General features: G+C 60.0%; 15 protein-coding genes. 9 read left to right on the plus strand and 6 right to left on the minus strand.

The features are described from left to right. Positions 1-103: 103 nt before the first annotated feature. The 3 genes from pvdO to pvdM form a co-directional block, all read right to left on the minus strand. Positions 104-970 (minus strand): dihydropyoverdine dehydrogenase, encoded by an 867-nt coding sequence (gene pvdO / locus ACA048_RS09795; protein WP_497628928.1) that lies wholly within the window; start codon positions 968-970, stop codon positions 104-106. Between the two features lie 148 nt (positions 971-1118). After that, the gene (pvdN, locus tag ACA048_RS09800; RefSeq protein ID WP_497628929.1) at positions 1119-2399 is read right to left on the minus strand and encodes a pyoverdine-tailoring periplasmic protein PvdN; all 1281 of its coding nucleotides are present in this window, start codon (positions 2397-2399) and stop codon (positions 1119-1121) included. Positions 2400-2427: 28 nt separating this feature from the next. Beyond that, complete coding sequence (gene pvdM, locus ACA048_RS09805) at positions 2428-3777, minus strand: pyoverdine-tailoring dipeptidase-like protein PvdM (protein WP_497628930.1); 1350 nt, start codon at positions 3775-3777, stop codon at positions 2428-2430. Between the two features lie 240 nt (positions 3778-4017). On the opposite strand from pvdM, the gene pvdP reads away from it, so the two are divergent. Beyond that, positions 4018-5646: a pyoverdine maturation tyrosinase PvdP gene (gene pvdP, locus ACA048_RS09810; RefSeq protein ID WP_497628931.1), complete on the plus strand. Its 1629-nt coding sequence runs from the start codon at positions 4018-4020 to the stop codon at positions 5644-5646. A 146-nt stretch (positions 5647-5792) separates the two neighbouring features. Here pvdP and ACA048_RS09815 read toward each other — a convergent pair whose 3' ends face one another. Genes ACA048_RS09815 through ACA048_RS09825 form a run of 3 tightly spaced genes read right to left on the minus strand, consistent with a single transcriptional unit; the run spans position 5793 to position 10341 of the window. Further along, on the minus strand, positions 5793-7187 hold the full coding sequence (locus ACA048_RS09815) for an efflux transporter outer membrane subunit (RefSeq protein ID WP_497628932.1): 1395 nt from the start codon (positions 7185-7187) through the stop codon (positions 5793-5795). 7 nt (positions 7188-7194) lie between these two features. Further along, on the minus strand, positions 7195-9168 hold the full coding sequence (locus ACA048_RS09820) for a MacB family efflux pump subunit (RefSeq protein ID WP_497628933.1): 1974 nt from the start codon (positions 9166-9168) through the stop codon (positions 7195-7197). Beyond that, positions 9169-10341, minus strand: coding sequence for an efflux RND transporter periplasmic adaptor subunit (locus ACA048_RS09825; protein WP_497628934.1), 1173 nt, complete (start codon positions 10339-10341; stop codon positions 9169-9171). 320 nt (positions 10342-10661) lie between these two features. Between ACA048_RS09825 and ACA048_RS09830 the strand changes: the two genes are divergently transcribed. The 8 genes from ACA048_RS09830 (at position 10662) to ACA048_RS09865 (ending at position 22172) form a co-directional block, all read left to right on the plus strand. Continuing rightward, on the plus strand, positions 10662-11144 hold the full coding sequence (locus ACA048_RS09830; RefSeq protein WP_497628935.1) for a sigma-70 family RNA polymerase sigma factor: 483 nt from the start codon (positions 10662-10664) through the stop codon (positions 11142-11144). Between the two features lie 132 nt (positions 11145-11276). Next, entirely contained in the window at positions 11277-12614 is a 1338-nt protein-coding gene (locus ACA048_RS09835; RefSeq protein WP_497628936.1) for a lysine N(6)-hydroxylase/L-ornithine N(5)-oxygenase family protein, read from the plus strand. Positions 12615-13036: 422 nt separating this feature from the next. After that, positions 13037-15739 (plus strand): magnesium-translocating P-type ATPase, encoded by a 2703-nt coding sequence (gene mgtA, locus ACA048_RS09840; protein ID WP_497628937.1) that lies wholly within the window; start codon positions 13037-13039, stop codon positions 15737-15739. Between the two features lie 206 nt (positions 15740-15945). After that, the gene (locus tag ACA048_RS09845; protein WP_497628938.1) at positions 15946-16335 is read left to right on the plus strand and encodes a response regulator; all 390 of its coding nucleotides are present in this window, start codon (positions 15946-15948) and stop codon (positions 16333-16335) included. Between the two features lie 95 nt (positions 16336-16430). Then, entirely contained in the window at positions 16431-17636 is a 1206-nt protein-coding gene (locus tag ACA048_RS09850) for an EAL domain-containing response regulator (protein ID WP_497628939.1), read from the plus strand. A gap of 110 nt (positions 17637-17746) precedes the next feature. Beyond that, on the plus strand, positions 17747-18124 hold the full coding sequence (locus tag ACA048_RS09855) for a chemotaxis protein CheY (RefSeq protein WP_497628940.1): 378 nt from the start codon (positions 17747-17749) through the stop codon (positions 18122-18124). Between the two features lie 196 nt (positions 18125-18320). Then, a complete protein-coding gene (locus ACA048_RS09860; RefSeq protein WP_497628941.1) occupies positions 18321-18941 on the plus strand; it encodes a response regulator in 621 nt (206 codons plus the stop codon). 36 nt (positions 18942-18977) lie between these two features. Next, the gene (locus ACA048_RS09865; RefSeq protein WP_497629835.1) at positions 18978-22172 is read left to right on the plus strand and encodes a transporter substrate-binding domain-containing protein; all 3195 of its coding nucleotides are present in this window, start codon (positions 18978-18980) and stop codon (positions 22170-22172) included.

Genomic DNA, 22172 nt, shown 5'->3' on the forward strand with positions numbered 1-22172 from the left:
ACCACACACACAACCCTGTAGGAGCCGAGCTTGCTCGCGATGGCTACCTTCCAGTCGATAGAAGTGTTGACTGTTAGTCCGCTATCGCGAGCAAGCTCCGCTCCTACAGGTCACGCACAACGCGCAAACCTATCCAGTCGCCGCGCTCTTGCGGGTACTGGCTATTGCGGTTGCCGGAGCGCGAAAACACCGGGGCTTCACCCCAATCGTTACCGCGAATGCGCACGGCTTCACAGTTGGGTTCCAACCACGCGCTGCCATCGGTGGGGGCACCGATGTAGTTCGGGTGTTCGCAGTCTGCGACCCATTCGTAAACGTTGCCATGCATGTCGTACATACCGAACGCATTGGGCGGGTAGCTGCCCACCGGCGAGCTGTAGCTGTAACCGTCCGCCGGGCCATAGGTGTTGGCGTGCCTGGCAATGCTGTAAGCCTTGCCTTCATCGAACGGGAAGGGGAACGGGCCTTTTGTTCCACCGCGCGCGGCGTACTCGCGCTGGGCTTCGCTGACCATGTGGTAGGTCTGCCCGGTTTTTTTCGACAGCCACGCGACGTAATTTTTGACGTCATCGAAGTTCATGCACACCGCTGGCTGGCGCGGCGTCTGCGGATAACGCGGCTTGCTGGCGATGCATTCGCGGCCCGGCCGGGTATCGCCGTTGGCAATGATCACGCCGCTCTCGCGCACGTAGCTGTCCCACTCGCCGGCGGTGATCTGGAAGCGGCTCATGGCGAACGGCTTGGCGAAGGTCACGTCGTGCATCGGACCTTCGTCGGGCTCGCGGCCGACTTCATCGTCCGGTGTGCCCATGGCGAAAGTGCCGGCGGGCAGCACCACCATTTCCGGGCAGTCGCGGCAGTCTTTGAATACTTTGCCGGGTTGCGGCGCGGTGGCGGCCTGGGCGGCTCCGACCATGAGCGCGGTCAGGGCCAGGGCCTTGAGCGGTAGGGTCAATTGATCTCGGTTCATGAGTGATCTCGATATAAAAAACGGGTGTTACGCCTGGTCCAATGTAGGAGTGAGCCTGCTCGCGATAGCGGTGAGTCAGTCACCATCAATGTTGAATGTGCTTGCCTCATCGCGAGCAGGCTCACTCCTACAGGGGGGCGTCATGGCGTCATGCGGTCTTGTTCAGGAGGGTCATGAAACGGTCAATATGGTCTTCAGTGTTGAGCAAGCCAGGCGCAATACGAATCACCGGGCCGACATCGCGCTCCACCGCGTCGCAGACCACGCGGTTTTCCATCAATTGGGCAGCGACTTTTTCGCACTCGCGGTCCTTGATCCGGAAGAAGGTGAAGCCGGCGGACAGGTCCGGGCTCTTTGGCGTGACCAGTTCGATCTGCGGATGCTCCAGCAGGCGGCTTTTCGCATAGGTATTGAGCGCATGAATGCGTGCCTGCACCTCGGCCTTGCCCAGTTCCATGTGCAGCTTGAACGCCTCGTCCAGCGCCCAGCGATGTTCGAAACTGTGATAACCGCCGGGGGTCATGATGGTTGAGAAGGTGGTGGCTTCGGAGAACGTCGGAATCGTCGGCGTGACGTCCTTGAGTTCGGCGGATCGGGCGCAAATGATGCCGGTGCCGCGCGGGCCGAACATCCATTTGTGGGTGCCGGCGATGAAGAAATCGCAGTGCATGTCGGGAAAATCGAGGTCCTCGACGCCAAAACCGTGCACGCCATCGACCACATACAAAATTCGGTCTTTTGCCTCGCGATTGCAGTTCTGTTCTTCCACCAGTTTGCCGATCTCGCCAATCGGCAGTTTCACGCCGCTGCCGGATTGCACCCAGGTCATGCCCAGCACGCGGGTTTGCGGGCGGATGCCTTTGCTGATCGAACCGAGCACTTCATCAACGGAAATGTCGCGGCTGTTCTCGAACAGCTTGAGCTTGCGCACCTTGACCCCGTCCTTTTGCTGGCGGTAATCGAGGGCGTAGTTCGTGGCGTAGTGTTCATGCTCGGTGGTGAGGATTTCCTGATCCGGGCGCACATGAATGCCGCCGTAGATCAGCGACAGACCCTCGGTGGTGCTGCCGGTGAGGGCGATTTGTTCAGGTTTGGCCTTGAGGTAACGCCCGGCCCAGACACGTACTTCCTGCTCACGTTTTTCCGTTTCGCCCAAGTCCCAGTCCATCGCCCGACCGGGGTTGCGGTCGAGGTTGACGCGGTGCCGTTCGATGGCCTCGCGCACCGGTCGTGGGTGTGAAGTCACCAGAAAGTTGGCGAAGTGCAAATAGTCCGGATCCTGATCGAACAGTTGGCGCAGTTGCGCCCACTTGTCCTTGGGCAGCGGCTGCGCAGTGGCAGCCCGTGCCGGCAACATCACAGCGCTGCCTAGGGGCAGGCCGGCCGCGAGAATCCCGGCCTGCTTGAGGAATGAACGACGGTTGGTCATCAACAAGGTTCGCTTTTGCAAAGGGGATTCAGTTTTTCGCCACAGGCCGGGAGGACTTCTGCACCTGGTCCCAGACCCGCAGGAAATTGCCGCCCCACAGCTTGGCGATATCGGCCTCGCTGTAGCCGCGACTGATCAGCTCGGCCGTGACGTTGCGGGCTTCGCTGACATCCTTCCAGCCCTCGAGGCCGCCGCCGTCGTTGAAATCGGAGCTGATGCCGACGTGATCGATGCCGATTTTCTTCACGGCGTAATCAATCGCGTCGCCGTAGTCCTTGAGCGTGGCTTTCGGTTCTTCATCGACAATCGCGTAGAGCTGGCTGGCGTACTCGCCGAAGCGTTGCTCGGACCAGACGGTGATCACCGGGTCGCCGGGCATCAGCGCCATTTCCAGGCCTTGCAACGGTTGCAGGTCGAAGCGGGCGCGCAGGGCGTTGAGTTTGTCCTGGGTGGTTTGGCTCAAGGGGCGGATGTAGGTCGGGAAGCCGACAATTTGCACCACGCCGCCGCTGTTTTTGATCAGCTGCATTTCCTGGTCGCTGAGGTTTCGCGGGATGTCCACCAGCGCACGTGGCGCCGAGTGCGAGGCGACCATCGGCGTGCGGCTCAGTTGCGCGACTTGCTCCAGGGCCCTGGTCGACATCTGCGAGACATCAATGATCACGCCGAGGTCATTCAGGCGATGCACCGCCTGTTTGCCAATGTCCGACAAACCGCCGAGGGCATCGCGCGAATCATTGAAGAACGGCAGCGGCCGCGATGAGTCAGCCCAGGCGTTGTTGCCCACGTAGCTGAAGCCGAACATGCGCATGCCGCGAGCGGCCCATGTGTCCAGCGCGTTCAGGTCGTTGCCCAGCGGGTAGGCGTTGAGCATGCTCATGAACACTGCGAACTTGCCTTCGCCGTGTAAACGGCGGAAATCGTCCGGGGTGTAGGCGATGGCGACTTGATTGGGAAAGTCGCGGACCATGGCGCTGATGATTTTGTAGCGGGTTTCCTGTTCGAACCGGGCTTCGTCGACAAAGCCTTCGGTAGGGCGGTGCGGGGCGTTGGCGCCGTTCCAGATTTCCGGCCAGCCGAAGATGGTCAGGGCGGCGCCGGACAGGCGTCCGCGCCCGGTCTTGACCAGGTCGAACTGGCCGCTGCCGTCCTTGTCGGCTTCATTGCCGGCGGTGCCGAAGTCCAGCGGCACAGTGACGTGGCTGTCGAAGGAGAGGATGCGCGTTTGCAGCTCATCGGCCTGTTGCATCACCTTGACCGGGTAACCGGGGTTGTCCTTGAACCCGTAATCCCAGACCGCATAGCCGGCACCTGCGCTGATCGCCAGCGCGAGTGACAGGCCGAGGTAAAGCGCCTTTTTCGAACGTGGGTTTGTCATGTTCATCTCAGTCGGGTTCGTTGCCCCGGTGCGGGCGTGGGGGCTTTGCTATCTGGGAGGAACGAGTCATTGAGGTAGAAATTTAGTGGGGCTGATGGCCTCTTCGCGGGCAAGCCCGCTCCTACAGGGGAACGCGGTGCAATGTAGGCGCTGGCTTGCCAGCGAAGCGTTTAAATTTTCGGAGGGGACGAACGTTCTAGCTTGGATAAAGCCTGCTTCATGGCTGACACAGGTAGGGCAATGACGATTTCTCGACGAGGGTTCATGGCAGGCCTGGCGCTGACCGGCGTTGCGGTGCCTGCGGCTTTTTATGGGCATCGTGAACGGACGAAAGCGGATCCGACGATTACCCCCGGTGAAGCTTCTTTTGATGTGGCGGATGTCACCGGACAACGTTTGGCGGACACGCTGCGCGGCATCTGGCAGATTCGTTTTGAAGGACGTGACGCCGGGATTGAAGGTTTGCCTCGCGAAGGTCTGGAGGTGTTTCTTGACGTTGGCCACAAAGGGCGCGGCCTGATCGGGTTCCTCGACACGGCCGAGCGATTGCGTTCCAGCGAAACACCGCGCTACCGGGTGCTTGGCGACCTGGCCGATGCCAAGGCGGCGCAATTGAGCTGGCGGTTGGTCAGTGCCAATGCGGCGCAGGGCACCCCCGATTACGAATTCAGCATGGCGCTGGACGAAGTCTGGGCCGGCTTCGGCAATGCCGGCAGCGGCACGCTCAGTGGTCGGGTGTTGAACCTCGATCGCCCGCTGATGATGACCGCGCAGGACAATCGCTTCATCGCCGTCAAACGGGTTTTCCCCGAAGCCCGCGAGCGCACCGGGCTCAATGCACCGCTGCTGGCCTGGCTGATTTCCCCCGAGCACCGGCTGTTTCACCAGCTCTGGCATGCCTCACGGGACAAATGGCACACCTTGGCCGAAGACAAACGCAATGCCTTGCGCGGCCTCGGCTGGCAGCCTGGCCCGCGCGACAAGGAGCGCGATGCCCGTGGTGCGCGCAAGGATCGAAACGGCTCGGGCGTGGACTTTTTTTTCATGCATCGGCACATGCTTGGCACGGCGCGGTCGATGCAGGACTTGCCGTCATGGCCACACTTCCCGTTGCCGCAACCGGAACTGGCCCGTGATCGAATCGGCTTCGCCCAATACTGCGACAACCACGACGGCACCGCGCTGCCGCCGACCTGGCTGGCCGACGACGATGCCGAATACTCGCAATGGGTCAGCGACATCAAAACCACCGAGACGTATCACAGTAATTTTCAGGTCTGGGAATCGCGCTACCGCGACCCGCGTTATCTGTCGAAGCTGACCTTGGGCCAGTTCGGCTCAGAGGTTGAGTTGGGTTTGCACGACTGGTTGCACATGCGCTGGGCCTCGGTGCCACGCGATCCCTCCAACGGTCAGCCGGTGCCGTTTGCCCGGGATCCGGCGGACTTCTCCGCACGCTGGTTTGCGCCGGAAAACGACTTCCTCGGCGATCCGTTTTCGTCCCATGTGAACCCGGTATTCTGGTATTTCCATGGCTGGGTCGATGATCGACTGGAAGACTGGTTTCGCGCGCATGAACGCTTTCATCCGGGGGAGGTGAGTCGGCTGGAGGTTAACGGCGTGCCATGGTTTGCGCCGGGGCGTTGGGTGGAGGTCGCTGATCCGTGGTTGGGGCCGAGCACCCATGGTTGCAGCACAACGCCGGGGTTGCAGGCGGGCAAGTCGGTGGAGATGGACCCCGAAACCATGAAGCTGGCTCTGCGGATAACGTTTGGTGAGGATGAGAAGAAATTGGTGGACTTGTTCCGCAAGGTGCCGCAGCGGCCTTGGTATGCGCGGCATTTGAAGGCTAAGCCGATTACCAGTTAAACCGCGTTATCGTTCAATCGTCGGAACGCCGCCCGGGGCAAGCCCGGCTCCCATAGGGTTTTATGTCGTACCGAAATCATGCGGCACACCTAAAACCCTGTGGGAGCCGGGCTTGCCCGCGATGGCGGACTCATTGGCGACACAAATCACAAAACCTGCCACCCCCCACCCAACGCCTTGTACAGCGCAATACTCGCCTGCAACCGCGACAACCGCAGCTGCACATTCAGATCCTGCGCTGCATACAAGGTGCGTTGCGTCTCCAGCACCGTCAGCAAATCCTCGGCCCCGGCCTGGTAGCGGCTCTGAGCGATATCGAATGCGGTTTGAGCCTGCTTCAGCTCTTCACCTTGCCACTGTCGCTGTTCATCCAGCCCACGAATGCTGTTCAGCGCTTTTTCGACGTCGGCAAAACCGTTGATGATCGCACTGCGATACGTCTCCAGCAGCTCTTCCTGGCGGGCCGTGGCCTTGTCGCGCTCGGCGCCGAGGCGACCATTGTTGAAGATCGGTGTGACCAGGCCTGCGGTCAGGTTGTAAAACGGGTTGCGCAACATATCGGCGGCGCGGTCAGCCCCCGAGCCGATTTCAGCGCTCAAGGTCACGGTCGGCAGCATCGCGGCGCGGGCCACGGTGACATTCGCCTGTGCCGCCGCCAGTTGCGCTTCGGCACGGGCAATGTCCGGACGGCGTCTGATCAGTTCACTGGGCACGCCAGCGTCGATGGTCGGCCATGACAGTTGATCGAAATGTTCCAGGCTCAACGGCAATTGCTGCACCGGGCGGCCGAGCAGGGCCGCCAGGCTGATCGAAGCGTCCTGAGCCTGTTGCTGCACCAGCGGCAATTGCCGTTGTTGCGCCGCGACCAGGCTTTTTTGCTGCGCCAGTTCAAGCGCAGTCGCCGAGCCTGAATCAAACCGCGTCTGCACCCGTTTCAAAACACTCTGCGCGTTCGCCAGGTTCAGTTCGGCGATGCGGCTCTGTTCGCGCAGCGACAGGGTTTGTGCATAGCCGCTGGCAACGCTGCTGAGTAGCGTCAATTCCACCGTGGCTTGATCGAATTGGCTGGCCTGCAACGCAAACTGTGCGCTGTCGCGGGAGGCGCGCTGGCCGCCCCAGAAATCGATTTCGTAGCTGGCGCTGAGGTTGGCGTTGAAGTAATCCACGGCGCTGTTATCGCTGTCGGCATCGAGTTGGCTATAGCCATTGCCACGCAGCAGTTTTTGCCGGTTGGTATTCAACCCCGCTGTGACCTCCGGCAGCTGCGAACCACCGGCCACCACCGTTTCCGCCTGCGCCTGACGTACCCTGGCGATGGCGGCGGCCAGATCGAAACTGCCGACACGCGCCTGTTCGATCAGTTGTTCCAGCTGGGGACTACCGAACTGCGTCCACCATTGCTGGTTGCTGCGGGTGGTGCCTTGATTGTGCGGTGATTGCCAGTCGGCTGGCGGCTGGAGGCCGCCGTCCGGGCGCTGGGCGGGGCTGGCGCAAGCACCGAGCAACAGGCAGAGAGTCAACAGACTGAGTGACGGCTTCATGGAAAGATCATTCACTGGTAAGGGCCGTGACCGGGTCGAGTCGGGCAGCTTTGCGGGCCGGCATGAAGCCGAAGACAACACCGGTGACCAGCGCGCAGCCGAAGGCGCCGAGTACCGCTATCAAAGAAAACGCGACGGCAACTTCGCTGAGAATCAACACACCACCGACGATCAGTGCCAAGGCAATCCCGGCCAGGCCGCCGACCACCGAGAGCATCACCGCCTCGGTGAGAAACTGCCGCAGGATGTCGCGCTGCCGAGCCCCGGTGGCCATGCGAATACCGATCTCGCGGGTGCGTTCGCGCACGGTCATCAGCATGATGTTCATCACGCCGATACCGCCCACCAGCAACGAAATCGCGGCAATCGAGCCGAGCATGAGCGACAGGGTGTTTTGCGTGCGCGCTTCGGCCTGGATCATTGCGGCGTTGTTGGTCAGCTCGAAATCCTTCTTGCCGTTGTGCAGGCGCAGCATCAGTTGCTCTATGGCTTTTTCGGTCTCTTTGACCTTGCGCGCATCGGCGGCGGCGATGGCTACGTATTCGGGATTATGGGTACCGAACAACCGGACGCTGGCGGCGGAGTAGGGGATGGCAATGCGGTCGTCGCTGTCCGAGTCGCCGGAGCTGGCGCCTTTTTCCGCGAGGACGCCGACCACCTGAAACGGCACGTTTTCGATCAGGATGTATTGGCCAATCGGGTTGGCGACATCCTTGAGCAATTTGGTCCGCACCTTGTGGCCGATCACCGCGACCGCTGCGGCGTTTCGCTCATCGGCCTCGGTGAAGTAGCTGCCTTCGACCACCGGCCAGTTGAAAATCGCCGGGAAGTTGGTGTCGTTGCCACCGACGTAACTCAAGTGGTCGAGGTTGCCGAAGCGCACCCCGGCTTCCTGGCCGTTGACCGGCATGATCCGCATCACTTGCGGCAAACTGGCCACCGCCGCGACGTCATCGAGGGTGACGATGCCCGGTGCGGTACGCGGGTTCGGCGCCAAGCCGCTGAGGTAAATGATGTTCGAACCGAAGGCGCCCATCTGCGCCATGACCTGGCGCTTGCTGCCTTCGCCGACGGCGAGCATCACCACCACCGACGCCACGCCGATGATGATCCCGAGTAGCGTCAGCGCCGTGCGGAAGCGGTTGATCCACATCACCCGCCAGGCTGCCTGCACTGCGTCTATCAGTTCGCCTTTCCACGCACCGGTGGCCTCGGCGCCTTCGCTCAGGCGCTTGCGCAGGTCGACGGCTTGCAGCGCGCCGGGGTTGGCTGAAGCCTGGACGTCGGGATTGTCACGGGCGCTGTCGCTGATGATCAGGCCGTCGCGAATTTCGATGATGCGTTTCGCCCGGGCCGCGACTTCACGGTCGTGGGTGATCAGGATCACCACATGACCCTGGCTCGCCAGTTCATCGAGCAGCGTCATGACCTCGGCACCGCTGTGGCTGTCGAGGGCGCCCGTGGGTTCGTCGGCGAGAATGATGTGGCCGCCATTCATCAAGGCGCGGGCGATGGACACCCGTTGTTGCTGGCCACCGGAGAGTTGATGCGGACGGTTGCCGGTGCGCGAGGCCAGGCCCAGGCGGTCGAGCAGGGCGGCGGCGCGGGCATGGCGTTCAGCGGCCGGGGTGCCTGCATAGATGGCCGGCATCTCGACGTTTTCCTGAGCCGAGCCGGACGGAATCAGGTGATACCCCTGAAACACAAAACCAAAGGCTTCGCGGCGCAGCCAGGCCAGTTCATCACTGTCGAGCCCGGCGACGTTTTGCCCGGCGAAGCGGTATTCACCCGACGTCGGACGGTCGAGGCAGCCGAGGATGTTCATCAGCGTCGACTTGCCGGACCCGGAGGCGCCGACAATCGCCACGAACTCCCCGGCATGGATCGACAGGTCGATGCCGCGCAGCACATGTACTTCGGGTGAATCGCCGCCACCGTAGGCTTTACGGATGTCTTGCAGGTCGATCAGAGGCGTCTGCATTCAACCGCCGCTCCCTTCGGCCGGGCCGATCAGCAGGTGATCGCCTTCGCGCAAGCCTTCGAGGATCTGCACCCGCAGGCGATCACTGATTCCGGTGCGCACCTGGCGTTGCTCGATGTTGCCGTTTTCGGCCACGACGTGCGCGGTCTGGTTGCCCGGTTCAGCGCCACCTTGCAACGCCGCAATGGGCGCGGTGAGGACATCTTTGGCCTGGTCGGACACGAAAAACACCTGCGTCGTCATTTCTGCCATCAGCGCGTTGTCGGCGTTATCGACGTCGAGCAACACGGTGTACAGCACCACGCGCGCGCTGCCGCTTTTGCTCGAACTGGCGGGGCTGCCACCACCCTGACTGGTCTGGTCCAGCGGTTTGGGTGGTACGGGCAGGATCTGCCGCACGGTGCTGCTCCAACGACGATTGCCACCGCTTAAGGTGGTGAACCAGGCATTCATGCCGGGTTTGACGTGGCCGATGTCGGCTTCCGAGACTTCGGCCCAAACGGTCATGGGCGACAGTTTGGCGATACGCAAAATCAGTGGTGTCTGCTGCTGGGCATTGAGGGTCTGGCCTTCGCGGGCGTCGAGGGCGACCACGGTGCCAGACATCGGTGCGTAAATGCGGGTGTAGCCCAGTTCGGCCTGATCGCTGCGCAGGCTGGCTTCGGCCTGACGGATCTGTGCCTGGAACATGTCGATGCGGGCTTGGGTGGCACGTAATTCGGCCTGAGCGGTTTGCACGTCTTCTTCACGGGTGGCACCGCCGGCCTTGAGGTTTTGTTGGCGCTGGAATTTCTGCCGGGCGAGTTCGTGCAGAGCCCGTTGCTCCTGGAGCTGCGCCTTGAGGTTTTCGATCGAGAAACGCCCGGCGTCGAGTTTGGCCTGTTGTGTGGACGGGTCGATTTCCACCAGCAGCTGTCCTTCCTTGACTACGTCGCCGACCTCCACATGGATCTTGTGGATCTGACCGGAGGCCTGTGCGCCGACGTCGACATAACGCCGGGGTTGCAGCGTGCCCAACGCCGTGACGCTGCTTTCAATATCGCCACGGCTGACGGGCACGGTGGCGAATTTATCGCGGCCGGGCGGGATGACCTGCCAGGCGGCGATGGCGATAACGGGGATCAGGCTAAGTGCTACAAGCAGGGCGCGTCGGGTGTGTCGGGGACGTTTCATGCAGGGTTCCGGCCAATGGATATCGGCCCGTCGTTCAACCTGCGCGCAGACAACGGCGACAGCCGAACGCTGTCGGGGAGTCGACAGAGACGGGGAGCTGTCCTGTAAACGAGGAATGGGGTGGGGAATTTAGGTGTGGACACATAGGGTTACACCTGTAGATCAAGACTATTTATCGGGCAAGACAAAGCAATACTTTAAATCTACATGAGAATTACTATAAATTACGCATCTCGAACTGCCACTATCGTGCCACTGCCTATTTCGGCAGTCGACGAGGGGGCTCAAGGACAGAAACCGCATCCGTGCGGCCGGGAGTCATGTTGGAAAACTACTATCGCGAGCTGGTGTGTTTCCTGAACGCCAAGCTAGGCAACCGCCAGGTGGCCGAAGATGTGGTGCATGACGCGTATGTGCGGGTCCTGGAGCGTTCCAGCGACACGCCCATCGAACAGCCCCGGGCGTTTCTTTATCGCACTGCACTCAATCTGGTGATCGACGATCATCGACGCAATGCCTTGCGTCAGGTCGAGTCGCTGGAAGTGCTCGACACCGAAGAACGCTACTTCACGCCATCCCCGCACAACTGCCTCGATCACGGCCAGCGCCTGCAAATGCTCCAGCGTGCCTTGGCGGAATTGTCACCGCTGTGTCGCGACAGTTTTCTGCTGCGCAAGATCGAGGGGCTGTCCCACCCGGAGATCGCCGAACGCTTGGGCATTTCGCGGGCCCTGGTGGAAAAGCACATCGTCAATGCGATGAAGCATTGCCGGGTACGGATGCGCCAGTGGGACGCCCATTGATCCTTTCCCTTTAAATTTTATTTCACTGTCCTCGTTCCTACTCAACAGACGACCTGCTGACCCGCCCAAGGCCGGTCAGGTCACTTAGGCTTACTCCCCGCTGCACGGGGGTTCATCCAGAGGACACTGGAAATGACACAGGCAATTGCATCGCCCATCGTTCACGACCTGATCGGCGTCGGTTTCGGCCCTTCGAACCTGGCGCTGGCCATCGCTCTGCAAGAACGCGGGCCGAGCCAGGGCGAGCTGGATGTTCTGTTTCTCGACAAGCAGGCGGACTACCGCTGGCACGGCAACACCCTGGTGACCCAGAGCGAATTGCAGATCTCATTCCTCAAGGACCTGGTGACACTGCGCAATCCGACCAGCCCGTATTCCTTCGTCAACTACCTCAAGCATCACGGTCGTCTGGTGGATTTCATCAACCTCGGCACCTTCTATCCGTGCCGCATGGAGTACAACGACTACCTGCGCTGGGTCGCCGCGCAGTTTGAAACGCAGAGCCGTTATGGCGAAGAAGTACTGGCCATCGAGCCGGTGCTGCACAGCCAGCAAGTCGAAGCGTTGCGGGTGATTTCGCGCGATGCCCATGGTCAGCAACACGTGCGGACCACCCGTTCAGTGGTGGTCAGTGCCGGCGGTACGCCGCGTATTCCGCAGGCGTTCAAGTCGCTCAAGGATGACAGCCGCGTGTTCCACCACTCGCAGTATCTGGCGCAAATGGCCAGGCAACCGTGCGTGAACAATCAGCCGATGAGTATCGCCATCATCGGCGGCGGGCAGAGCGCAGCGGAAGCCTTCATCGACTTGAACGACAGCTTCCCGTCGGTCCAAGTCGACATGATCCTGCGCGGTTCGGCGCTGAAACCGGCGGACGACAGCCCGTTCGTCAACGAAGTGTTCTCGCCGGAGTTCACTGATCTGGTGTTCCAGCAGGCGAGCAGCGAGCGCGAACGCCTGGTCAACGAGTACCACAACACCAACTATTCGGTGGTGGACATCGACCTGATCGAACGCATCTACGGCATCTTCTATCGCCAGAAAGTCTCGGGAATCGCGCGCCATGCGTTCCGCACCCTGACCACCATCGAAAAAGCCACGACCACTGAAAACGGCATCGAACTGGCGGTGCGCAACAATGCCACCGGCGAAGTCACGGTTCGTCATTACGACGCCGTGGTACTGGCCACCGGTTACGAGCGGCAGATGCATCGCAAACTGCTGGCGTCGCTGGAGCAATACCTGGGTGATTTCGAGGTGGATCGCAATTACAAACTGATCACTGATGAGCGCTGCAAGGCCGGCATCTATATGCAGGGTTTCTGCCAGGCTAGCCACGGGTTGAGTGACACGCTGTTGTCGATCCTGCCGATTCGGGCGGATGAGATTGCGGGTTCTTTGTATGAGCATGGCAAGGCACGTGGGCATGGCCGTTCAGTGATGGATTTGTTGCTAGCCACCGCCAGCTGATTCTCACTCCGATCGTTCCCACGCGGAGCGTGGGAACGATCTGCGCAGCAATCCTGAACCCTTCCTGAAGAACCCCGCGATTCCCCCACCACACGCCGTTCCTTCGTTTACTCTGCATAAATCGGGGCGTAAGCTTCGCGCGTTTTCATCAATAGCGGAGACCCACAGTGGGTACTTGTTCGAGTGACAGTAGTCGGCCGGTTTCAGTAACCGGCACCTTCTCGGCAAGATAACGCGCAGCTTTTTTGTGCCGTTGTCTCGCCGTACAGCGAGCAGCGGCCTCCCGGTCGAGCCAGTCCTGGCCCGATTCCCGATGTCCTCTCATCGACACACTCTCGTGTGATGGCGGCTGCCTTGTCGTCACCGCAGCGACTCGACACGCCTGCTCGAAGGTTTCCCGGCTGACCCTGGGGGGCAACGCCATGAACCTGACCCTGCTCAAGGAATTCTTTGCCGGATTCTTGCGCACCCGCCACTTCGCCCGGCACTTCCGCCGCCTGGCGTTGCTGGAAACCTTCACCGACACCACGGTCAGCCGTGAAGTGCCGCCGACGCTCGCGCAAACCCTGGTGGGCGCCGCCAACAGCGACACCGGTCAATTGCTGGAAAAACTCGGCACTCACACCGATGGTCTGAGTGAAGAGGAAGCCGACACCCTGCGCGAGCGTTTCGGCCTCAACGAGGTCGAGCATGAACAGCCTCTGCCCTGGTGGACCCACCTGTGGCACTGCTACAAAAACCCGTTCAACCTGTTGCTGACGTTGCTCGCGGTCATCTCCTGGCTGACCGAGGACATGAAAGCCGCCATCGTGATTTTCTCCATGGTGGTGCTCTCGACATTGCTGCGGTTCTGGCAGGAAACCAAATCCAACCAGGCCGCCGATGCGCTGAAAGCGATGGTGAGCAACACCGCGACGGTCCTGCGCCGCGACGCACTGCGCATCGAGTTGCCGATCAAACAGTTGGTGCCGGGCGATCTGATCGTGCTCTCGGCCGGCGACATGATTCCCGCCGATTGCCGGGTGCTCAGCGCCAAGGATTTGTTCGTCAGTCAGGCGGCGATGACCGGCGAATCGATGCCGGTGGAAAAGTTTCCGCGTCAGCAAGACAACGACACCAGCAATCCGCTTGACCTCGACAACATCCTGTTCATGGGCACCAACGTGGTCTCCGGCACGGCGATGGCGGTGATTCTCACCACAGGCAACGACACTTATTTCGGTGCCCTGGCACAACGGGTCGGTGCCACTGATCGTGCGCCGACGTCGTTCCAGACTGGCGTCAACAAAGTCAGCTGGCTGCTGATCCGCTTCATGTTCGTGATGGCGCCACTGGTGCTGTTCATCAACGGTTTCACCAAGGGCGACTGGACCCAGGCGCTGCTGTTCGCGCTGTCGATTGCCGTGGGCCTGACCCCGGAAATGCTGCCGATGATCGTCACCTCGACCCTGGCCAAGGGTGCGGTGTTCCTGTCGCGTAAAAAAGTTATCGTCAAACGCCTGGATGCGATCCAGAACTTTGGCGCCATGGACGTGCTGTGCACCGACAAGACTGGCACGCTGACCCAGGACAAAATCTTCCTCGCCCGTAACGTCGACGTTTGGGGCAACGACTCCGACGACGTGCTGGAAATGGCCTACCTCAACAGCTACTACCAGACCGGCCTGAAAAACCTGCTGGACGTGGCGGTGCTGGAACACGTGGAAATCCACCGTGAACTCAAGGTCGGCACAGCGTTTCGCAAGATCGACGAAATCCCGTTCGACTTCACTCGCCGGCGGATGTCGGTGGTGGTCGCGGAGCGCGGTCATTCGCACCTGCTGATCTGCAAGGGCGCGGTGGAGGAAGTGCTGGCGGTCTGCACGCGGGTGCGTCATGGCGTTGTTGATGAAGCGTTGAGCGATGAACTGTTGGCACGGATTCGTCAGGTGACCGCATCGTTCAACGCCGAAGGACTTCGTGTCGTCGCCGTCGCCGCACGACCAATGATTGAGGGGCGCGACACTTACAGCCTGGCGGATGAACAGGCACTGACGCTGATCGGCTATGTGGCGTTGCTCGATCCACCCAAGGAAAGCACCGCGCCGGCCCTTAAAGCGTTGGCGGCTCACGGCGTGGCGGTGAAAGTGCTGACCGGTGACAACGAACGGGTGACGGCGAAAATCTGTCGCGAAGTCGGTCTGGAGCAGCAGGGCCTGCTGATGGGTAACGACATCGAGCGCATGAGCGACGCCCAATTGGCGGTAGCGGTGGAGACCACCAACGTCTTCGCCAAACTCACACCGTCGCACAAGGAACGCATCGTGCGCTTGCTCAAGGGCAACGGCCACGTGGTCGGGTTCATGGGCGACGGCATCAACGACGCGCCAGCGCTGCGCACCGCCGACATCGGTATTTCGGTGGACAGCGCCGTCGACATCGCCAAGGAAGCGGCCGACATAATCTTGCTCGAAAAAAGCCTGATGGTGCTGGAGGAGGGCGTGCTGGAGGGGCGCCGCACCTTCGCCAACATGCTCAAGTACATCAAGATGACCGCCAGTTCGAACTTCGGCAACGTGTTCTCGGTGCTGGTGGCCAGCGCGTTCATCCCGTTCCTGCCGATGCTGCCGATGCACCTGCTGGTGCAAAACCTGCTCTATGACATTTCGCAGATCGCCATCCCGTTCGATAACGTCGATGAAGAAATGCTCAAGCAACCGCAGCGCTGGCAACCGGCGGATGTCGGGCGCTTCATGCTGTTTTTCGGGCCGATCAGCTCGATCTTCGACATCACTACCTTTGCGCTGATGTGGTACGTGTTCAACGCCAACACCCCGGATCACCAGACCTTGTTCCAGTCCGGCTGGTTCGTGGTCGGGCTGCTGACCCAGACCCTGATCGTACACATGATCCGCACCCCGAAAATCCCGTTCCTGCAAAGCCGCGCGGCGATGCCGTTGATGGTCATGACCGGGATCATCATGGCCGTGGGCATTTTTCTGCCGATGGGGCCGCTGGCACACTACTTCAAGCTGCAGGCGCTGCCATCGTTGTACTTCGTGTTTCTGCCGGTGATTCTGCTGGCGTACATGGCACTGACGCAGGCGGTGAAGGGGTTCTACATCCGCCGTTTTGGCTGGCAGTAAATCGTCCGGTTGCAATTTCCTCTCTGTGGTGAGGGAACTTGCAACAAAAAACGCCGCGTCAGGTCATCCCGAAGCGGCGTTCTTGTAAGAACTTGAAATCAATTCGCTCACTTTCAGACGTTTCATGTGGGGGCTCAGGATGTTTTGATGAGCGTGACGTTTACTTGAGCCAACAGCTCTTACCTTAGTCGCGACCGTTGAATCCCATGTCCTATAAATGCTGGCGAATCCTTATCGCCGAAGAACAGTACATTCTTTGCAGAAACATCGAGAAGTCCCTTAACGAACTAGGCTATCGCGCCTTCACGCTGGCGACCTCGCTCCGGGAACTGTTGGCGTTGACTCACTGCTCCTCGGAGCCGCCCGAACACTTTGATCTGATGATCATCAACGGTGAGCTATTGGCGACATCGGGTATCGATCCGGTGAAGTTTTTTCAAAGCAACTCTCAGATTCGTCACGGCGTGATTCACGATTCGCGACGCGGTCAGCCGAAGGCAGAGACAATTTACGCCAACCATCGACGCCAACTGAGCCTGATCCGCACGCTGGATCGACAAACCCTTGGCAGGCTGCTGGAGCCGCTCGATGTTTAGGAAATTTCCGCCAAAATTTGCGACGTTTCCTAACGAGGCGGGCGCCCGATTGGAGGACACTCATCCCCCCTCCTGCCATCGCCGAGTCGATCACCATGCCCATCCTGCCGCTCCGCGTTTTAGTGCTTGAAGATCACGCCTTCCAGCGTTCAGTCGCGGTCAAGATGCTGCAAGCTCTGGGCTGTGGCGAGGTCTTTGAGGCCCGCGACGGAGCCCAGGCGCTGGTGGTGCTGCAAGCGGTCGGCTCGGTTGATGTTGCCCTGTGCGATTTGCAGATGGAGGGCATGGACGGACTGGAGTTTTTGCAGCGCGTAGGTGCGACAGGGCAGGTCAAGGCGATCATCATCAGCAGTTTGCTGTCCGCGGACCTGCGCCGGGCGGTGCATCAAATGGTTGCCCTGCTCGGGCTTGAGTTATTGGGTGACGTGGGCAAGCCGTTGCATATGAAGGGTTTGGCCGATCTGCTGAAAAAGCCCCTCGACCGGCTGGCCACCCCGCAGTGCCCAACGGCCACCGTCACCCTTGCCAGCGAAGAGGCGGTACGTGGTGCACTGGCCGAACAGCAATTGCGGGCCTGGTATCAACCCAAATTCAACTTGCACACCGCAGAAGTCTGTGGCGTCGAAGTGCTGTGTCGCTGGATGCACCCGACGCAGGGTGTGATCTCTCCCGCGCTATTCATCGCGGTGCTGGAGCGCTGCGGGTTACTCGACGAATTACTGTTTTCTCAGCTCGATCAGGCGTTAGACGTACGGCGCCGCGCTGCAGCACAAGGTTTTGCCCTGAATATGGCGTTCAACCTGCAAGCGGTGCAATTGGCCAGCGGCGAACTGACGTCCACCATCAAAGCCATTCTGGCTCGCCACAACACCTGTGGCTCGAGCCTGACGTTTGAATTGACCGAAAGCGGCCTGCTGGAGGCCCCGGCGACCAGCCTGAAAAGCCTCGTGCGCTTGCGGATGATGGGGTGCCGGTTGTCGATCGATGACTTTGGTACAGGGTTTTCCTCGCTGCAACGCTTGTGTCAGCTGCCGTTTAACGAGATCAAGCTCGATGGCGGGTTCGTCCGCACACTGGAACATGAGCCGCGATGTCGGGCGGTGATCAGCAGCACCTTGGCGCTGGGTAAATCTTTGGGCATGTCGGTGGTGATCGAGGGCATCGAAACCGACGCGCAACGCCAGCAATTGCTGGCTCTTGGGTGCACTCTGGGACAGGGCTACTGGTATGCGAGACCGATGAGTGGCGAGGATTTTTTGCGCTGGCTGCAACCGCGCGACGAATCACAGATCAGGTCTTGAGCCCTCGTTGAAATCAGAAAGGGATACCGAATTTTAGGAAAGGTCCTACATAAACCGGTATCGGGCTTCCGTAGTCTTGCGCCCCACCTTGATACCCAGCGGACCTCACTTTGACGAACAAAGCATTTCGAATCCTGATTGCAGACGAGCGACACTTTCACCGGATGAAGGTCGAGCGTCTTTTCAATCATTTGGGTTACTACCGGGTGGCACCGGTTCAAAACCTTGAGGAACTATTGACCCTGGTCGAGTACGGTTGCGAACCGTTTGACCTGGTGGTCATCAATGCCTCTCTAGCCGCTGGATCACTGGACCTGCGCGGGTTCTTCCTCGACAACCGCCAGGTTCGTCATACCTTGATTTTCAACGACCAGCCTGAGCAATCGGCGCCGATGCCTTTGCGCGTAAAACGGACGATTCATGTGAGTCCTGTGGCGCTTCCTGATCTGTTGTGCATCCAGCGCCTGATGTCCAGCGTCGATCCGTAAGCGACATCTCCTGACGGTGCGATCCCCTTAAATGATGGGTTGAAACAAGGCGACCGTTTGTCGGAACTGTGATTTTTGACAGGTAGATTTAACCAACCGGCCATGTAAGAGTTTTCGCGCCGCTGCTGCGCCTATTCCGGTCTTATCCGGCGCGCATTTCTGGCCTCATTGTCGATTTTTTGCACAGGGAGTTGCCATGACGTCAGTGCTGATTGTGGAAGATCATCCGGTGGTTCGCGCCGCAGTCAAACTGGTCCTTGAGCGGGAAGGTTTCAAACGGATTCATGAAGCCTCCTGCGTCGGTGAGGCGTCGGTGATACTCCGTGAACACAATGTTGATCTGGTGATTCTGGATCTTGTGATGCCCGGTGGTAATGGGCTGGATGTACTGGAGCGAATCAGAACCAGCAACTTGTCGTGCGTGGTATTGGTGTTCACGTCCCTTGACCCGCTGTTTTTTCAAGAGCGCTGCATGCGCTCCGGTGCTTTGGCGTATGTCGCCAAAACCAACGATCTGAGTCAATTACACAAGGCCATACACGCACTGATGGCCGGATACACCTATTTCGCGCAACTGCCCAGCCTATCAATGGACGCGTTGCAGCAAAGCGAAAAACAAATGATCGACAAACTCTCCAACCGCGAGCTGACCATCCTCCAGTACCTGGCCCGGGGTACCTCAAACAAGGCTATCGCCGAGGCAATGCACTTGAGCCACAAGACAGTCAGCACCTACAAGACTCGTTTGATCGAAAAACTCGGGGTGCAGTCGGCCGTGCATCTGCGCGATTTTGCCATCCGCAATCACTTGATCTGAGGGCACCTGAACGTGCGAATCCTGTGGTGCGCCTTGATGCTATGCCTGGTGCCGCCGATGCTGTCCGCCCAGGATGACGAGCCGAAGTCCTTGCAGCTGTTGGGGCGTTCGACAGTGGAGGGTTACGAGGTCCAATTGGATGAAAAGGACCGGCAGTGGCTGCGCAGCAAGCGTGTCCTGCGCCTCGGGGTGAGCGGGCCGGACTACCCACCCTTCGAAGTCACGCGCAATCACGATGAGCTGGAAGGCATCACCGCCGATTACGCCCAACTGATTGCGCAACTGTTGAACATCCCGATTGAAGTTCGGCGTTATGGCACGCGGGAGGCGGCCATGGAGGCCTTGAAGTACGACGCGCTTGATCTGCTCGGAACTTCGAACAACTTCGAAGCGGCCGACCCCGAGTTAATCCTGTCCAGCCCCTATGCTGAAGATCAGCCGATGCTGGCCACGCGACTGGACGAGCGCATGCCCGAGGAGCTGGCGGGTAAACGCATCGCCATGGTTGATGACTATCTGCCGACGCAGACGGTCCAGGCGTTTTATCCCGAGTCGGGCCTGCACCTTTATCCCTCCGCGCTCGATGCGCTTGGGGCGGTGGCGTATGGGCAAGATGACGTGTACCTCGGGGACCTCATCAGCGCCAATTACCTGATCAACAATAACTACCTCAATAACGTTCAGTTGATGGGACCGTCCGGTCTTGATGCCAACCCGTTCGGCTTTGCCCTGGACCGGGACAACGTGGCGCTGAAGGCCATTATCAATAAGGCGCTGGCGGCGATCCCGATGAGTGAGCGCGCGGCCATCGGCCAGCGCTGGAGCGCTGGCAGGGTGAACCGGCTGGGTCAGTCGCGTATCACTTTGAGTGCCAGCGAACAGCATTGGCTGGACCGTCATCCACAGGTTAATGTCGGGGTGGTCGAGAACTTTGCGCCTCTTTCGTTTTTCAATGCCGAGGGACAATTCAGCGGGTTGACCGCGCAATTGTTGACGCTGATCAGCCAGCGCAGCGGCCTGAACTTCAACGTGCTGCGGGGGCAGTCCATCGACCAACAGATTCAGCGACTCAAGGCGGGTGAAATCGACGTTATCCCCGCCATTTTCCCGACCACCGAAGGTGTCGCAGATCTTCACTTCACCAGCCCCTATGTGACCAATCCATACACGCTGGTCAGTGCACTCACGCCCGATAGCCCCAAGACGCTGGACGACCTGGTGGGTAAACGGCTGGCGATTTATCGCAGCCACCCGACGCGCGCGTTCATTCAGGCGCGGGTACCGAGCGTGCGGATGGTGAATGTTGAAAACCCGGCACAAGGTCTGGAGTTGGTTGTGAACGGACAGGCCGACGCGGCCGTCAGCTCATTGTTCATGACCCGTTACCTGATTGCCCGGTATTACCAGGGACGATTACGGATCAGCAGCACAGTCGGCGATGAACCGGCGCGCATCGCCATGGCAACGGAGCACGGCGCTCTGGAGTTGCAATCGATTTTGAACAAGGCGTTGCTGAGTATCTCGCCCGAAGAAATGGACGCTCTGGTCGCCCGATGGAGCAATGATGTGGTGGTGGATGACAGCTATTGGTTGCGTCATCGGCCAGCCATCCTGCAGGCGTTTGCCGCCGCCGCTGCGTTGCTCTTGCTGGCACTAGGCTGGATCGCCTGGCAGCGCCGACAGATCCGCCAACGTCAACAGTGGTTACAGCAATTGCAGGACGCCAAGGACGCTGCCGACGACGCCAATCGCGCGAAAACCACGTTTCTGGCGACCATGAGCCACGAAATCCGTACGCCGATGAATGCCCTGATCGGTATGCTCGAATTGGCCGAAATGCGCGCCAAAGAGGGCGTCGCCGATCGTTGCGCCTTAGAGGTAGCGTCCACTGCCGCGCAGCAGTTACTGGCATTGATCGGCGATATCCTGGACATTGCCCGCATCGAATCCGGCCATTTGTCCCTGACGCCCGAGCGTGTCAATTTGCATGCGCTGGTGGCATCGGTGTGCCGGGTGTTCGAAGGCCTGGCTCGGGAGAAAGACCTGGCATGGCGAGTTGACCTGGACGAGCGCAGTAATTGTGACGTGTTGATCGACCCAACGCGTTCCAAGCAGGTGCTGTCCAATCTTTTGAGCAATGCGATCAAGTTTACCCATGCCGGTGAGGTGAGCCTGACACTGCGGGTGGTGCCGGGGATTTCAGGTCATCTGGCGGTGAACGTACATATCGAAGACAGTGGTATTGGCATTAGCGCGGTTGATCAGCAACGCTTGTTCAGCCCGTTCGTCCAGGCGGGCAACAGCCAACAGTCAGGCCGCAAGGGTTCCGGTCTGGGGTTGGTGATCAGTCGCACCCTGTGCGAAATGATGGGGGGGCGGCTGGTGCTCGGCAGCGTCCTTGGGCGGGGCACTCAGGCCGACATCAGTCTGTCGCTGGTGGCGTTGAAAGCATTGCCCCCCTGTGATGCGGTGGACAGTGGATTAGCGCTATCCACCCGACCGCTGACGATTTTGGTGGTCGATGACTATCCGGCTAATCGCTTGTTGCTGAACCGTCAGCTTAGCTATCTGGGGCACCGTGTCATGGTGGCCGAAGATGGCGAGCAAGGGCTTGAACAGTGGCGCGCACATGAGATTGATGTGGTCATCAGCGACTGCAACATGCCCGGTCTCAGCGGTTATGAGTTAGCCGGTGCGATTCGTGATGAAGAGCGCGCTTTTGGACTGCCGCCCACACAGATACTGGGCTTTACGGCCAATGCGCAGCCTGAGGAAAAGATTCGATGCCTGGAAGCGGGCATGGACGACTGCTTGTTCAAACCTATCCTGCTGGCGGATTTGAGCGCTTGGCTGGCGTCGCGATTTGGCAGTGAGCCGCCGATGCCGGTCGACGCGAAAGCAAGCCTCGAGATGGACTTGACCGGTCTGGAGCTCTACGTCGGCGACGACCGGACGTTGATCAACCAGTTGCTGCGTGAGTTGGCCACCTCAAACCGCGAAGACCGCAATCATCTGTTGCAAGCCCACGCCGGCGATAATCGTTCGCGCCTGCAGGAACTGGCGCACCGCGTCAAGGGCAGTGCGCGCATGGTCCGCGCAGAACGTTTGATCGAATGTTGCGAGCATCTGGAACGAGCCTGCGCCGAGGGCCGCGCGGCGATGATCGACGAAGCCGTCGATCAGTTGCAGCACGCCATGACCCGACTGGATCAATGCCTCACTCGAGGCTGA

The organism is Pseudomonas sp. LBUM1659 (assembly GCF_059716045.1).

Coding starts and splice junctions, on each gene's coding strand:
- pvdO (WP_497628928.1), bottom strand. CDS start 970: ATGAACCGAGATCAATTGACCCTACCGCTCAAGGCCCTGGCCCTGACC.
- pvdN (WP_497628929.1), bottom strand. CDS start 2,399: ATGACCAACCGTCGTTCATTCCTCAAGCAGGCCGGGATTCTCGCGGCC.
- pvdM (WP_497628930.1), bottom strand. CDS start 3,777: ATGACAAACCCACGTTCGAAAAAGGCGCTTTACCTCGGCCTGTCACTC.
- pvdP (WP_497628931.1), top strand. CDS start 4,018: ATGACGATTTCTCGACGAGGGTTCATGGCAGGCCTGGCGCTGACCGGC.
- ACA048_RS09815 (WP_497628932.1), bottom strand. CDS start 7,187: ATGAAGCCGTCACTCAGTCTGTTGACTCTCTGCCTGTTGCTCGGTGCT.
- ACA048_RS09820 (WP_497628933.1), bottom strand. CDS start 9,168: ATGCAGACGCCTCTGATCGACCTGCAAGACATCCGTAAAGCCTACGGT.
- ACA048_RS09825 (WP_497628934.1), bottom strand. CDS start 10,341: ATGAAACGTCCCCGACACACCCGACGCGCCCTGCTTGTAGCACTTAGC.
- ACA048_RS09830 (WP_497628935.1), top strand. CDS start 10,662: ATGTTGGAAAACTACTATCGCGAGCTGGTGTGTTTCCTGAACGCCAAG.
- ACA048_RS09835 (WP_497628936.1), top strand. CDS start 11,277: ATGACACAGGCAATTGCATCGCCCATCGTTCACGACCTGATCGGCGTC.
- mgtA (WP_497628937.1), top strand. CDS start 13,037: ATGAACCTGACCCTGCTCAAGGAATTCTTTGCCGGATTCTTGCGCACC.
- ACA048_RS09845 (WP_497628938.1), top strand. CDS start 15,946: ATGTCCTATAAATGCTGGCGAATCCTTATCGCCGAAGAACAGTACATT.
- ACA048_RS09850 (WP_497628939.1), top strand. CDS start 16,431: ATGCCCATCCTGCCGCTCCGCGTTTTAGTGCTTGAAGATCACGCCTTC.
- ACA048_RS09860 (WP_497628941.1), top strand. CDS start 18,321: ATGACGTCAGTGCTGATTGTGGAAGATCATCCGGTGGTTCGCGCCGCA.
- ACA048_RS09865 (WP_497629835.1), top strand. CDS start 18,978: ATGCTATGCCTGGTGCCGCCGATGCTGTCCGCCCAGGATGACGAGCCG.